General features: G+C 43.7%; 12 protein-coding genes. 7 read left to right on the top strand and 5 right to left on the bottom strand.

The window, feature by feature from the left end:
• Nucleotides 1–418: 418 nt before the first annotated feature.
• Nucleotides 419–1,111: a TIGR04219 family outer membrane beta-barrel protein gene (locus ACE01R_RS08830; RefSeq protein ID WP_395550505.1), complete on the bottom strand. Its 693-nt coding sequence runs from the start codon at nucleotides 1,109–1,111 to the stop codon at nucleotides 419–421.
• Nucleotides 1,112–1,726: 615 nt separating this feature from the next.
• Between ACE01R_RS08830 and ACE01R_RS08825 the strand changes: the two genes are divergently transcribed.
• Both ACE01R_RS08825 and ACE01R_RS08820 read left to right on the top strand, forming a co-directional pair.
• On the top strand, nucleotides 1,727–3,205 hold the full coding sequence (locus ACE01R_RS08825) for a sodium-dependent transporter (protein ID WP_395550494.1): 1,479 nt from the start codon (nucleotides 1,727–1,729) through the stop codon (nucleotides 3,203–3,205).
• A 10-nt stretch (nucleotides 3,206–3,215) separates the two neighbouring features.
• Nucleotides 3,216–3,359 (top strand): methionine/alanine import family NSS transporter small subunit, encoded by a 144-nt coding sequence (locus tag ACE01R_RS08820; protein ID WP_086197760.1) that lies wholly within the window; start codon nucleotides 3,216–3,218, stop codon nucleotides 3,357–3,359.
• A gap of 219 nt (nucleotides 3,360–3,578) precedes the next feature.
• On the opposite strand, the gene rsmB is transcribed toward ACE01R_RS08820, so the two are convergent.
• Together rsmB and fmt are read right to left on the bottom strand one after the other, a co-directional pair.
• The gene (gene rsmB, locus ACE01R_RS08815; protein WP_395550485.1) at nucleotides 3,579–4,886 is read right to left on the bottom strand and encodes a 16S rRNA (cytosine(967)-C(5))-methyltransferase RsmB; all 1,308 of its coding nucleotides are present in this window, start codon (nucleotides 4,884–4,886) and stop codon (nucleotides 3,579–3,581) included.
• Nucleotides 4,886–5,845: a methionyl-tRNA formyltransferase gene (fmt, locus tag ACE01R_RS08810; RefSeq protein WP_395550479.1), complete on the bottom strand. Its 960-nt coding sequence runs from the start codon at nucleotides 5,843–5,845 to the stop codon at nucleotides 4,886–4,888. Before fmt ends, rsmB begins: the two co-directional genes overlap by 1 nt.
• A 383-nt stretch (nucleotides 5,846–6,228) precedes the next feature.
• On the opposite strand from fmt, the gene ilvD (ACE01R_RS08805) reads away from it, so the two are divergent.
• The 4 genes from ilvD (ACE01R_RS08805) (at nucleotide 6,229) to ACE01R_RS08790 (ending at nucleotide 11,805) form a co-directional block, all read left to right on the top strand.
• Nucleotides 6,229–8,058, top strand: a complete 1,830-nt coding sequence (ilvD, locus tag ACE01R_RS08805) for a dihydroxy-acid dehydratase (protein ID WP_395550478.1) — start codon at nucleotides 6,229–6,231, stop codon at nucleotides 8,056–8,058.
• 413 nt (nucleotides 8,059–8,471) lie between these two features.
• Nucleotides 8,472–10,157, top strand: a complete 1,686-nt coding sequence (ilvD, locus tag ACE01R_RS08800; protein ID WP_395550477.1) for a dihydroxy-acid dehydratase — start codon at nucleotides 8,472–8,474, stop codon at nucleotides 10,155–10,157.
• Nucleotides 10,158–10,226: 69 nt separating this feature from the next.
• Complete coding sequence (locus ACE01R_RS08795) at nucleotides 10,227–11,537, top strand: hypothetical protein (protein ID WP_395550476.1); 1,311 nt, start codon at nucleotides 10,227–10,229, stop codon at nucleotides 11,535–11,537.
• Entirely contained in the window at nucleotides 11,518–11,805 is a 288-nt protein-coding gene (locus tag ACE01R_RS08790; RefSeq protein ID WP_092820121.1) for a chorismate mutase, read from the top strand. The genes ACE01R_RS08795 and ACE01R_RS08790 overlap by 20 nt, the downstream gene beginning before the upstream one ends.
• A 68-nt stretch (nucleotides 11,806–11,873) precedes the next feature.
• Here the strand turns inward: ACE01R_RS08790 and ACE01R_RS08785 are convergent, their stop codons facing one another.
• Nucleotides 11,874–12,362 carry a CHAP domain-containing protein gene (locus ACE01R_RS08785; RefSeq protein ID WP_395550475.1) on the bottom strand — a complete coding sequence of 163 codons (489 nt, stop codon included), beginning with the start codon at nucleotides 12,360–12,362 and terminating at the stop codon, nucleotides 11,874–11,876.
• 497 nt (nucleotides 12,363–12,859) lie between these two features.
• On the opposite strand from ACE01R_RS08785, the gene ACE01R_RS08780 reads away from it, so the two are divergent.
• Nucleotides 12,860–13,597: a sulfite exporter TauE/SafE family protein gene (locus ACE01R_RS08780; protein ID WP_395550473.1), complete on the top strand. Its 738-nt coding sequence runs from the start codon at nucleotides 12,860–12,862 to the stop codon at nucleotides 13,595–13,597.
• A 33-nt stretch (nucleotides 13,598–13,630) separates the two neighbouring features.
• Here ACE01R_RS08780 and ACE01R_RS08775 read toward each other — a convergent pair whose 3' ends face one another.
• A complete protein-coding gene (locus tag ACE01R_RS08775; RefSeq protein WP_395550466.1) occupies nucleotides 13,631–14,533 on the bottom strand; it encodes a LysR family transcriptional regulator in 903 nt (300 codons plus the stop codon).
• Nucleotides 14,534–14,608 lie beyond the last annotated feature (75 nt).

Below are 14,608 nucleotides of genomic sequence, written 5' to 3'. Positions count from 1 at the left end.
TCAGAAGTGAAACCTCTTAGCGCTGATGGTAGTGTGGGATTACCCATGTGAGAGTAAGTCATCGCCAGCTCATTATTCTAAAGCCCCCTGATCCTAACGGACAGGGGGCTTTTTTTATGTGAGGAAAAAAGGAAATTTAAAAATGAAGAATAAAAGATGTAGGCTTTATTACGTGTATAGTTCTTTAAACGTTATTACGCAGACATAAAAAAGCCCCGACATCCTGTCGAGGCTTTTTCGTATTTGTTAAAGGTATCACTCCTGTTCTACCTCAGCATCCAGCTGCTTTATACTTTTATTGTTTTTGTTATTTCGAAACATCCTGTTTCTGTGTATGAATTAAATATAATCTGAACTCAGCCACATGCATAGCTTTCATTTTCTGCAGTTCATGTAAGTAAAAACGTATAGTATTGCTTTAAAAATGCGCTTCTATGCCGAGATAGGGGCCTTTAAATTTAAGTTTGGTTTCTGCATTTGATCCTTCTTCAAGCTGGATGTCTAAAATGCGATAACCGGCTTTGGCACCTACATCGACCAATATGGTATCTATAAAGTTATATTTAAGTTCTGCTTGAGCATCGCTAATTTGCTCATCATCCAGTGCTGCAAAACTGGCTTCTGCACGAACACTTAAACCGGTAAAGGGCAGGTTTACCCCGGCCTGGGCATAAAGCATCGGTAGTGTACTACTGACATCTAATGTGTTGGTATAGTTTTGCAGAATATCTCCGCTTAGACGTTTGGCTCCAAAGCCGACATCTGCATCGACAATATTGTCCAGCGCTTCATAATACAGAATGAAATCTGTATAAGTGAGGTCGACTTGATGGCTTTTTACACCTTCAAAACTTTGATCGCTGTCAGCCTGTAAATGGCTATGTTTGATTTTTGCATTGGGCAACAATGGCACCGGATGTTCTAGTGCAACCGAGAATGATAGCGCATGATCATCTTCAAGTTGTGCTTGGGGAAGGAACGATGCAGGTTGGGTTAAATCGGTACTGTAGTGCCAGTAATCAATATTGCCTTTAACCGCAATAACATCGGCTTGGGTGGAGTTGAATGCGCCCAGTCCTAGGGCTAAGCAAAGAATTTTGAATGATTGCATAAGAATCCTGAAGTGATGTGAACTGTTATTTTTGGAAAATCTTTTTGTGACTTAAATGCAGTGGATAGCGACTTAACTCAGCGCATCATATAGTGAATGATAAAAAATTGCATTGTTGTTGTTTCTCAAAATTACAGGAAATTTATCTCTCATCTTTAGCAAATGAGTTGAGAAAGCCATGCGGCATTTAATTTTTAAATCATTATCCCACAATATAAATAAGTAGATTGAATCATCTTAAGATAACTTCAGGTTTTTATATGTAATTTACGTATTCCCAAAAGTTTATTATTCAATAATAAAGAGAGATTAAAAATAAGCCGATTAAATGAGCATTCAAACTCAACAGATTATAAAAATGAAATGTTTGGTAAATAAATTACAGAAAATTTTTATAAAAGTGAGTATTGTTAAGTTCATATAAAGGATGAGTATTGATCAACATTTTTAAGCAAAATTTGATCCTTACTGATCTGTTTGCAATTTAGAATACTGCACCCAAAAGGTGACCTCTAAATCAGACACAAGAATTATTTTTAAATGGTACTTTTTTTTGCTTGCGATATAAACCCGATAACAAGCAGTAACTGAAGATACCGAAGGTTTAGGTGTTGTATGACAGATTCTCGTGAAAACTGGACCTCACGATCCGGCTTTATTATTGCCGCTATCGGATCGGCGGTCGGTTTAGGTAATATTTGGCGCTTTCCATACGTTGCCTATGAAAATGGCGGTGGCGCGTTTCTTATCCCTTATTTGATTGCTTTAATTACCGCGGGTTTACCGCTGTTATTCCTGGATTATGCGGTCGGACATCGTAGCAGTGGCTCGCCTCCGAAAGCCTATCGTAAGCTATTCCGGGGAGGCGAAACCCTCGGGTGGTGGCAAGTCAGTGTCTGTATCATTATTGGCTTGTATTATGCCAGCGTTTTAACCTGGGCAGGCAGTTATGTTTATTTCTCGATTGGTCAAATGTGGGGCAGCGACCCGGAAGGGTTCTTCTTTAAAACCTATTTGCAGACTTCAGAGGCAACAGGTTTTGATCCCCGTTTTGTCAGTCATATTTTCTGGCCACTGGCCGGAATTTGGGTACTCACCTTAATCATTTTATATGGTGGGGTGAAAAAAGGCGTTGAGCTTTCTAACAAGATTTTCATGCCTTTATTGTTTGTTTTATTTACCCTGTTAGTGATTCAATCCCTACGTTTGCCGGGTGCGGTGGAGGGCTTAAATGCCTTCTTTACCCCGAACTGGGCAGCCATGATGGACTATAAAGTGTGGCTGGCGGCGTATGGCCATACCTTCTTCTCGCTGTCCGTCGGTTTCGGGATCATGGTGACCTATGCGTCTTACCTGAAGCCGAAAACCAATCTAACCGGTTCAGGTTTGATTGTCGGCTTTGCCAATGCGTCAACTGAGATTCTGGCCGGTATTGGTATTTTTGCTGCACTGGGCTTCATGGCCTATAGCTCGAACAGCAATGTACAGGACGTGGTGAGTGGCGGTATCGGGCTGGCCTTTATTGCCTTCCCTAAAATCATTTCCAGCCTGGGTGCCGGTGCGGATTTATTTGGTATCCTGTTTTTTACTTCATTGTTTGTTGCCGGTATTTCATCGATGGTCAGTATTCTGGAAGTTCCAATTTCTGCCATGATGGACAAGCTGAAATGGGGCCGTAAAAAAGCGGTCACCATTGTTGGTGGCGGCAGTGCCTTGGTTTCTATCGTTTTATTCTCCAGTGTCAATTCGATTAAACTGGTGGATATCATTGACCATTTCATCAATAACATCGGTATTATTGGTGGTGCATTAATTTCAATTATCAGTATTGCCTGGTTTAAGCGTTCAGCTTTGCTTGAGATCCGGAATCACATCAATGCCATTTCAACCGTGCATTTAGGCAAAGGCTGGGATTTTACCCTAACGGTCATTACTTCGTTGATTTTATTGATTACATTAGCCATGACCATTTATAACTTGTTATTAAAAGGCTATGGTGACTATAGTATCAGTATGCAGTGGCTGTTTGGCTGGGGCTGTGTGATTTTCTGTGCTGTGGTGGCGTTTGTTTTAGCCAGAATGAAAGATCGCTAGGAGAATAAACATGAATACTTCAGCAATTGTCATGATGATTATCTCGATGCTGTTTTTATGGGGCGGATTGGTGTTATCTATTCTACACTTGATGAAACATCCGGAAGAACTGGATGAGGTGCTGGAAGAAGTGAAAGACCAACATACGCTTTAAATCCCTAAATACTTCAGTTCATACTGTTGCAAAAGAAAGCCATTATCATTGACGATAATGGCTTTTTGTTTCTTGAATACTTGTGTCTTGAATGGAGCATGCTGCTGTCCACGATGGTGCTACCGCAAGTCTGGGTCCATTTGCACCGATCTTCCTGGCAGCATGGCATATCTCAATAAAAAAGGAGGGTTTTTGCTCCCTCCTTTTTAAGTATATGGCTTAAGCTATTTTCTGGATACGGCAATAGAAGAAGCCATCGCCACGGCCCACTTGTGGCAGCAATTGGCGACCATGGATTTGTTCAATGCCCCAGTCGGCTTCAATTTTGATTTCTTTGGCATCTGGATGGGTAGCAAAGAACTCGACCATTTGCTGTTCATTTTCTGCTTTTAAAATCGAGCAGGTGATGTAAAGTAAAGTGCCACCGACTTTTAGTTGCTGCCACATGTTGTCCAAAATCTGTTTTTGCAGTTGGACTGTTTTGGCAATATCAGTTGATTGACGCAGTAAACGGATGTCTGGATGACGGCGCATCACCCCAATCGCTGAACACGGTGCATCTAAAACAATGCAATCAGCCAGTTCAGGTGCCTTCCAGGTTACCGCATCTGCGGCGACAATTTCGACATGTTTGCCATCGAGAACCAAACGCTCCAGGTTTTCAGAAACACGTTTTAAGCGCTTTTCATCCTGATCAAGGGCAATCAGTTTTTTCGGCTGATATTTCTCTAAAATGTGCGCAGTTTTACCGCCTGGTGCCGCGCAGGCATCAATCACGATTTTGCCATTCAAGTTCGGCAATAAAGTAGCGCACAGCTGGGCATGTTCATCCTGTACCGAGAAACCGCCAGCTTCAAAGCCCGGTAAACTTGGAATGTGCAGGCTTTCGTCCATGACAATGCCGACTTCAGAAATTTCGCAGCGATGTGCATCGATGCCTTCATCTTCCAGAATGTCGAGATATTCGTCACGGCTGACCTGGCGTGTGTTAACGCGTAAAGTCAGTGGCGCTACCTGTTTTAGCTCATAGCTGAGTTCAGCAAATTGATCGCCCCAGTCTTTTTTCAGACGTTTAGACAACCAGCTTGGTAAATTCGTCGCTTGTTCAAGCACGTCATAGAATTGTTCAGATTCACGTGTAGCACGACGTAAAATCGCATTCACTACGCCACTTAAGCTTTCCATTCCCAATTGTTTGGTCGCTTCAACGGTTTCTGAAATGGCCGCATGGGCAGCCACGCGGGTGCACAGCAATTGGTATAAACCGAGGTACAAACAAGTTTCAACCACTTGATTGTCCAGTGGTTTAGAGAGTAATGGTAAAGTCAGTTGTTTCAATGCATGCCATTGACGTAAACAACCCAGTACCAATTCATGGAACAAAGCACGGTCTTTGTCTGACACGATGTTCATTTGCTGCGCCAGCACAGATTGCAGCGATTGACCATTTTGGACAGCCAATAACGTCTTCACCACCTGAGCACGTAAATTAAGGTTTTTGGCTGAGGCGTTGGGAGATTGCTTCATTATAAAATTTGTCCAATAGTCAGTTTTTGGGTTTGTAAAATTTGTACAGGGTTAAGCGGTTTAGCGCCCGGCCATTGTAAAGCAGTCAGTGTGATGACCGTGTTATTTGCACAGGCAACATGAACGCCATCTTTATCAATGGCAATGATTTCACCTGGTTGAGCATTTTCCGCAGTAGCATGAGATAACTTGGAATTCCACACCCGCAAGTTGTTTTTCTCGTCGAGTACGATAAATGCCACTGGCCACGGATTGAAGGCACGAATATTGCGGTCAATCTGTGCAGCATCTATAGACCAGTCAATTTCCGCTTCGGCTTTGGAAAGCTTGTGAGCATAGACAGTTAATGCTTCATCTTGCACTTCACGGGTCGCTAGATAGTGTTGCAATTTTTCTTCCGATGCTAAAACAGCTGCAATGGCGCTTGCACCTTGTCCAGCCAGTTTGTCATGCAATGTTGCAGAAGTGTCGCTTGCTTCAATCGGACAGAGGGTTTTAAACATCATGTCGCCGGTGTCCAGACCCGCCGCCATTTTCATAATGGTCACGCCAGTTTCAGCATCACCTGTGGCAATGGCACGCTGAATCGGCGCTGCACCACGCCAGCGTGGCAACAGTGAACCATGGATGTTCAGGCAGCCATATTTAGGTGTATCAAGTACCACTTGCGGCAGAATCAAGCCATAAGCGGCCACCACCATCACGTCGGCATTTAAAGCGGCTAATTCTGCCTGTGCGGCCAAGCCTTCTTCAGTCGAAGATTTAAAATGAAGAGGCTGGTAGACCGGAATATTATTGGCTAAAGCCAGCTGCTTTACAGCAGAAGCCGTGAGTTTTTGTCCTCGTCCAGCTTTGCGGTCCGGTTGAGTATAGGCCGCAACAATGTCATGTTCGGTTTTTAGCAGTGCAGCCAATGCAGTGGCGGCAAATTCTGGTGTACCCGCAAAGATGATTTTCACACAAAAGCTTCCAAATAAACGTGATGTCTATTATAAGGCAAAAGCATTTATTCACCTAAATTGCGTCTGAATACAGACCGAAGAAGCCTATTTTTATAAAAAAAACTTATGCAAAATTTAAAAATTATTCATGAAAGTTTTGCATTGTCTGGCCGGGGATGGCGGTATAGTAGATTTCAGTTAAAGATTTTTGTCGTCAAATCACGAAGTTCAAATTATAGACCCATCTACCCATATCTAAGATGAAAATGCCATCTTGAAAAACAATGGCTTGGTGTATGATAGGTTGGAAATTCGACTGATTTCATGCTCTCGATCTGTAAGATTTCGCCAGAGTGAATGAGCTCATTCAACTCAAGCACAAACTTTGTTGGAATAACACAATGCCTGACTATCGTTCAAAAACATCGACACACGGAAGAAACATGGCGGGTGCGCGTGGCTTATGGCGCGCAACTGGGATGAAAGATGAAGACTTTGGCAAGCCAATTATTGCTGTCGTCAACTCATTCACACAATTTGTTCCAGGTCACGTTCATTTAAAAGATCTTGGTCAACTCGTGGCTCGTCAAATTGAAGCTTCAGGTGGTGTGGCCAAAGAATTCAACACCATTGCGGTGGATGACGGGATTGCCATGGGGCATGACGGCATGCTGTATTCATTGCCTTCACGTGACCTGATTGCCGACTCGGTGGAATACATGGTCAGTGCGCACTGTGCCGATGCCATGGTGTGTATTTCCAACTGTGACAAAATCACCCCGGGGATGCTGATGGCAGCGATGCGCCTGAATATTCCAGTGGTATTCGTGTCTGGTGGTCCAATGGAAGCGGGTAAAGTCAAAATCCGCGGCAACGACAAAGCCATCGACCTGATCGACGCGATGATCGTGGCGGCAGATGACAACTATACGGATGAAGAAGTGGCTGAATACGAACGTTCTGCATGCCCAACCTGTGGTTCATGTTCAGGTATGTTCACTGCCAACTCAATGAACTGCTTAACCGAAGCATTGGGTCTGTCTTTACCGGGTAATGGTTCAACTTTAGCAACCCACGCCAACCGTAAAAAATTATTTGAACGTGCAGGCTCGTTAATTGTTGAATTGGCTAAACGCCATTATGAACAGGACGATTACAGTGTATTACCACGTTCAATGGTGACCAAAGCATCGTATGAAAATGCCATGACACTGGACATCGCGATGGGCGGTTCAACCAATACCGTACTGCACTTATTGGCTGCTGCAAATGAAGCGGGCGTTGATTTCACCATGGATGATATCGACCGTTTATCTCGTAAAGTGCCAGTACTGTGTAAAGTTGCTCCTGCGAAAAATGACGTGCATATGGAAGATGTGCACCGTGCCGGTGGCATCATGTCGATCCTGGGTGAACTGGATCGTGCTGGCTTGCTGGATACGTCTGTAGGTACTGTTCACGAAGCAACCCTGAAAGACGCTTTGGACAAATGGGACATCATCCGGACTGAAAATGAAGAGGTGTACCAGTTCTTCCGTTCAGCACCGGGCGGCGTACCAACACAAATTGCATTCTCACAAGACCGTTACTACTCACGTTTAGATGGTGACCGTGAAAATGGCGTGATCCGTAATGCAGAACATGCTTTCTCGAAAGATGGCGGTTTGGCTGTACTTTACGGCAACATCGCGCTTGATGGCTGTATCGTAAAAACTGCGGGTGTAGATGATTCTATCCTCAAATTCAACGGTACAGCACGTGTTTTTGAAAGCCAAGATGCGGCTGTAGAGTCCATTTTGGGTAACGAAATTAAAGCTGGCGATGTGGTGGTGATTCGTTATGAAGGCCCACGCGGTGGTCCAGGTATGCAAGAAATGCTGTATCCAACCAGTTACCTTAAATCGAAAGGTTTAGGTAAAGAATGTGCCTTATTGACTGACGGTCGTTTCTCTGGCGGTTCATCAGGCCTTTCTATTGGTCACGTTTCACCTGAAGCGGCTGAAGGCGGTGCAATTGGTCTGGTTGAAGATGGCGATTTAATCGAAATCGATATTCCAAACCGTACCATCCACCTAGCTGTGGATGATGCAACCATGGCAGCTCGTCGTGAAGCGCAAGAAGCGAAAGGCTGGCATCCAGTCGAAGAGCGTCCACGTAAAATTTCCAAAGCCTTGAAAGCGTATGCCATGCATACGACAAGTGCGGCAAAAGGCGCGGTACGTGAAATCTAAGCTTTAGATTTTTACTAATAAAAAGCACTCCAGATGGGGTGCTTTTTTATTATTAGTATCAAAACATAGAAGTTCAGAAAAATGTTGATATGTGGAATGCGACAGGATGTCGCACGTTTGCCCGTATGGCAGGGATGCCATATCGGGCAAACAAAGGGATTTTGTTTATTTTTGGCCCATCAAAAGTAAAGTTTGCCTACACAATGAAAAGTAGATAATACACATAATCGGAGGCTGTATGAAATCAACAGTTATTGGATTTGATCTGGCCTTGCAGACCTACTTTTTTGTGAATATCAAATGTCAGAAAATAGTTAATTGCTGTATTGCATTGTTTTATTTCTATAGAATAAATGCAGAATAATTTGCCAAAGACTGAAGCTGAAAATCAGTCATCGCCAAGGAAGAAACAAATGAGTAAAGATAATATCCGCGAGCATTCCGCCCCCGTCTATGAAGGCATTGAAAATGCGCCGGCACGTTCCATGATGCGCGCCACCGGTTTTAAAGATGCAGACTTTAGCCGTCCTTTTATTGGCATTGCCTCAACCTGGGCCAATGTCACGCCGTGTAATATGCATATTGATGGCTTGGCGCGTGAAGTGGAAAGAGGCGTGAATGCCGCAAATGGCAAGGGAATTATCTTTAATACCATTACCATTTCTGACGGAATCTCGAATGGTACGGAAGGGATGAAATACTCACTGGTCTCCCGTGAAATTATTGCCGATTCGATTGAAGCAGTGGTCGGCTGTCAGGCTTATGATGGGGTGATTGCGATTGGTGGCTGTGACAAGAATATGCCGGGTTGCATCATGGGGCTGGCGCGTTTAAACCGTCCGGGTCTGTTTATTTATGGTGGAACGATTAAACCGGGTGCTGGCCATACCGACATGATTTCGGTATTTGAAGCCGTGGGTCAGCATGCCAAAGGCGAAATTAACGAAATTCAGGTCAAGCAGATTGAAGAAGTCGCATTGCCGGGTCCGGGTTCTTGTGGTGGTATGTATACCGCCAACTCGATGGCTTCCGCAATTGAAGCTTTAGGCATGAGCTTACCGGGTTCATCAGCGCAGGAAGCAGTTTCAGAAGAGAAAAAAATTGACTGTCTGCGTGCAGGTGAAGCGGTGATGAACCTGCTACGTCTGGACATTAAACCGCGTGACATCATGACCAAAGCAGCGTTTGAAAACTCGATTAAAGTGCTGATTGCTCTCGGTGGTTCAACCAATGGTGTACTGCATCTGCTGGCGATGGCACATACCGCAGGGGTGGAACTGACCCTGGATGATTTCGTGCGCATTGGTAAAGACATTCCTGTGGTGGCAGATGTGCGTCCATCAGGAAAATACCTGATGTCGGAACTGATTGCGATTGGCGGTATTCAACCTTTAATGAAGCGTATGCTGAATGCAGGGATGCTGGATGGTTCTTGCTTGACCGTAACCGGTAAAACCTTGGCGGAAAATCTGGCCGATGTTGAAGATTATCCAGAAGGGCAGCAAATTATTCTGCCATTTGATGCACCGATCAAAAAAGACTCCCATCTGGTGGTATTGAAAGGCAACTTGTCGCCTACAGGTGCCGTGGCAAAAATTACCGGTAAAGAAGGGCTGTATTTTGAAGGACCGGCACGTGTATTTGAAGGCGAAATTGGTGCCATGCGCGGTATTCTGGATGGTGAAGTGCAGGAAGGTGAAGTGGTGGTGATTCGTGGCGAAGGGCCTAAAGGCGGACCAGGTATGCCGGAAATGCTGAAACCGACCTCAGCCATTATTGGAAAAGGTTTAGGAAAATCAGTCGCACTACTCACAGATGGTCGTTTCTCTGGTGGTAGCCATGGTTTTGTGATTGGTCATGTCACTCCTGAAGCCTATGAAGGCGGGCCGATTGGTCTGGTCAAAAATGGCGATAAAATTTCCATTAATGCTGAAACCCGAGAGATGACGCTGCATATTTCCGATGAAGAGCTGGCAGCGCGTAAAGCGGCCTGGGTCAAGCCTGAACCGAATTATCGCTATGGCGCTTTAGCGAAGTTTGCTAAATTGACTACAGGTGCTGAAAAAGGGGCAGTGACCGATCTAAATTTAGATGTATAATTGATCATTACCTAACAAATTGTTATAAACCCTTGTAGTACACAAGGGTTTTTTTTCGAGGCTGATCTCATGTCACTGTTACGCCGTTGGTTTGATCCACTTCGATCGAGTTGGTTTTACCAAAAACCGACTCGTCAGGTGGTGTTATCTACGGAGCAGGGTTTAACCATCCACTTACGTCTGGATGATGTCTATAGTTATCTGGCTGCACAGCAGTTACCTGAACTTGAAGAAATCTTAAGTGATGAAATTAAACCCCTAAAGGTGGTCATTTCCAGTCGCACGGCAGAACCCCCCAACAATATGTCGAAAATGGAGTGGCAAAATTACTGCCTGAATGATGCCAAAATTCTATCCAAACAGCATCGTTTTAGTTTTCATGAAACCCCGGAACAACCGCCACTTGAGGCCATCGCTCAAGCAGAAACCATCCTTCGCAATACGCCGTTACGCGGTCAAGATTTCCTTTATTTACTCGAAGATGTATTCCACATGCTGTGGCAAAAACAGTATGGGAAATTACGTACCTTGCACGCCATGGCCAGCCGCCATCATCAAGCGCAAAACTTTCCGGAACGAATTTTTAACGATGACGAAGTTTTGGTTAGCTACTTTGAATTTGGAGAGCGCAACTATCATGCGGTGGATGATTTGCTGCGCCTGACCCGCCGTTTAAAACAACAAAAATTACTTACCGGCAATCCGATCTTCCTGATTAACCATATCGAATGGCGAGAACACCTGATTAGTGATGCCGAAGAACTGAATGAAATTCAGGCCCTCGATCCGGAACTGGATTTATATATTGCCCTGGAAGATCCGATTTCCTGGCTATTATTGGCCTACATTAAAGAAGAACTGGCCAATTTTTATAATATTCACCTGAATGTTTACCCGCTGTCTTATCATGGACGTGATCTGTTTGACTGGAGTTTGGCGACCCGTCTGTCCAAACGTACAGAAGTCAAATTTACCCCATTTTGCCGTCCCACCCAGCAAGCGACGTTCAAGATGGCACAACTGTTTTATAGTGTGCCTGAAGAGCAGCGCGTGGAAGCAATGTACAGCATTTTGCAGGCGGTATGGACTAAAGGAAAGGACCTGTCGTTTAAATCACATTTTGATCAGTTGCAGCGTGATTTAGAAATCAATGAACTAAGCGATGAAGATATTACTGCCAAATTAAAAGAAAATGACATACTCTGTGAAATGAAGTCTCAGCCCGATTTTCCTGTGCTCGAACTGCGCATTGATGGTCAAAGCTATGTGTTTAATAGCTTGTACCGGGTCTGGATGATTGAAAGTATTTTTAGTAATGTTTTAGAAGACCAATATAAAAGTGAAAATGATGATAGCAAAGATGAAGAAAGAGAAATGTGAGTCTTTAGAACAAGCCCGTGCACAGATTGATGCGATTGATACCGCACTGATTGAAATGATTGCCACGCGTCAATTTTATGTCGATCAGGCTGCTCGTTTTAAACGTACTGTACAAGACGTGCAATCCCCTGAACGGGTAGAGCAGGTCATTCAGAAAGTACGTGCACAAGCACTAGATTTGGGAACCGATCCAGATCTGGTCGAACACTTATATCGTGAAATGATCCAGCGTTTTATTCAACGTGAATTGCGGGAATTTCGTCCTTAATTTTATAAGTTGTTAATAAATATAAAAAAGACACCTAGAGAAAGTGTCTTTTTGCTGAAGTCTGTCTATTACACCAGTCGGTAATAGGTATAACTCACGCGATCATTCTTATAAACTGCGTGGCTGTTTTGGCGGAAATCAGAAACCCATTGACGGCCGGTATAGGCAGCAATATGCCCATAAATATGCTTTTGGGTTCTATTGATAATATAAATATCCCCTTCTTGTGGATTATCAAAAGAAGGATTGATTTTTTTATAGCCAATGGTCTGGAGCGTATTTCCCCAATCTGCAGCTGCCACAGGATGATTCAAAATTCGGGCACCAGCCGACTGTAGTGCAATGCGGATGCTTCGCGCACATTTTTTGGTACTGGTCGCTGACGACATGCTATGTAACTTCTGGGTGAATTTACGTATATCCAGATAGGGAATGCCTTTATTTTTGTAATTTTTAGCGCCTGAACCTGCTTGGTTTTTCTGGAAATTTTGGGAGATTACCGCAGTATTCTGATCCGCAGCATTAATCATATTGCTATGATATCCATCATAAATCATTCTTAAATCTCTACCTTATCTTCAATTACTTTTAGAAAAAATAGACAGCATTTTTCAGAACTAAAACCCGAATATTTTTTCTCTCAATGGTGCAAATGCAATGTTATTACATAGCCCATTCATGCGAAGCGCGTACTTTAAAGAGGTTTTGTTTGAAAATCCACCTGTTTTAGCATAAAAAATAACCAATTTGGGGCGAGAAAAGCGCTGAATTTGCCGCAATCAGGACATAAAATGAGTATAAGATAGCTCACAAATCATACAGTTAAGTAAAACTTAATAATGTGTTATTAATTGATGGAATTTTTATGTAAACGTGCAATTAGTTGCTCAATTATTAATCAGTAATTAACATTTTGTCATATTTATAGTCCATATTTTTAACATTGCCGCATCAAACAGCCTCAATTTTTGCTTGAGGCTTACTCTGGAAAACAGTGATTTTTAAATTTGTTTGAGTCGCCTATGATCAGCTGAAGATTTAAAGGGGGCTCCATATGGTTGGCTTTGTAATTGGGGTATTTGCCATTGCAGGCATGATTAAAGGCACCATTGGCTTGGGTTTACCTGCCGTTTCCATGGGCTTGCTGACGATTTTTATCAGTCCCTTTCACGCAGCCACCTTACTTATTGTTCCCTCTATGGTCACCAATTTTTGGCAACTGTTTGCCGAAGGGAATGTACTGAAACTGGTTCGCCGTTTTTGGCCGCTACTCTTGGGTATTGTGGTTGGTTCAATCTGGAGTATTTTTACTACCCTTGGACAGGGTAAATTTCAAAGTGAAGCACTGCTCGGCGGAATGCTGGCCTTGTATGGTTTGTATGGTTTATTTGCCAAGAACATGCCCAATTTTACCCGGCATGAAAAATGGTTGTCTCCCATTATGGGGTATCTGGGCGGGGCACTGACGGTCGCTACCGGTGTGGTCGTCATTCCTGTGGTGCCTTACTTGCAATCCCTGCATCTCAAACGTGATGATCTGGTGCAGTCGCTCGGTTTGGCTTTCACCACCTCAACGATTTGTCTGGCGGTATTTCTGCATCAAAATCCGGTGGAAAATATCCCGATGGATTATAAGATGTCACTGATTGCTCTTATTCCAGCATTACTGGGAATGTGGGTGGGAACCAAAATCCGCTATCGCATTCCGGAACAAAAATTTCGTAAGCTGTTCTTTTGTGGCCTGGTGATTTTTGGTTGTTATATGGTGCTACACCAGTTTGGCCTGATCTAAAGTTATCACTAAAATTGTCTGAAAAAATCAGTTTTAACTCAATAATCTGGATTTATGGGAAACTAAAAACTGGCTGAAATGCTGATAAGCGACTGGCAAGGCATCAAAATTTTTCGCTGCCAATAACAGCTTGCGATTGGCCCAATTTCCAGTCAGTTCAATTTGCCGAAAAGAATAAACCGACTCTAAACGATTAGCCGCGCGTTTCGGCATAATGGCAATCCCCACACCATTGGCAACCACCTGGGCAATCGCAGCAAAATTGGGTAAACGTAAACGGTACTGAATCGCACAGCCGAGTAATTTGGCCTGTGTTTCAATCGATTGCTGTAGGGAGTGATATTGCATCAAACCCACAAAGGGATAATTCAGCACATCGACTAATTGCTGGGAAGATTGCTGCTGCAGTTCGTGATGCATGGGGCAAATCAGTACTAGGGGATCATCGGAAAACTCGAGTGTCTGTAATTTTTTTGAATTAAAAAAACCTGAAATTAAGCCGAGTTGGGCGCTGCCATTTTCCAGTGCCTGAATAATATCGTTACTTTCCGCTTCTTTTAAATCAATCTGGATATTGGGGTTTTCAAGCAAATAGGGAGGCAAAAGCAGGGGAAGATATTCACTTTGTGCAGAGGAATTACACCACAGTGTCATTTCACTTTGCGAGCCTGTAGCGAAGGGCAGCATCTGTTGTTGCAATTGTTGAGCTTGATGCATCAGCATCTGAGCCTGTGTGGTAAACACCTGGCCGGCGAGAGTGAGCTTGACTCCGGAAGCATGGCGGGTAAATAAATGCACCGCAAACTGCTGTTCGATTTTTTTAATCCGTTCACTGGCGGCTTGTAGGGAAATGGCAGAACGCTCGGCACCTTTGGTCAAACTGCCCGTATCTACAATATTCAAGAAGAGTTGCAAATCAAAAAAGTCGAGACGCATCTGCCGAGTCTGTTCTGTGAAATTTAACTCATCATACTAAAATTTCCGCGGCATCAAACATAAAAAAAGCAGCCT

It is taken from the genome of Acinetobacter sp. BSP-28 (assembly GCF_044130285.1).
In the GTDB taxonomy this organism is placed as follows: Bacteria; Pseudomonadota; Gammaproteobacteria; order Pseudomonadales; family Moraxellaceae; genus Acinetobacter.
This window is presented reverse-complemented; position numbering and strand designations above follow the sequence as displayed.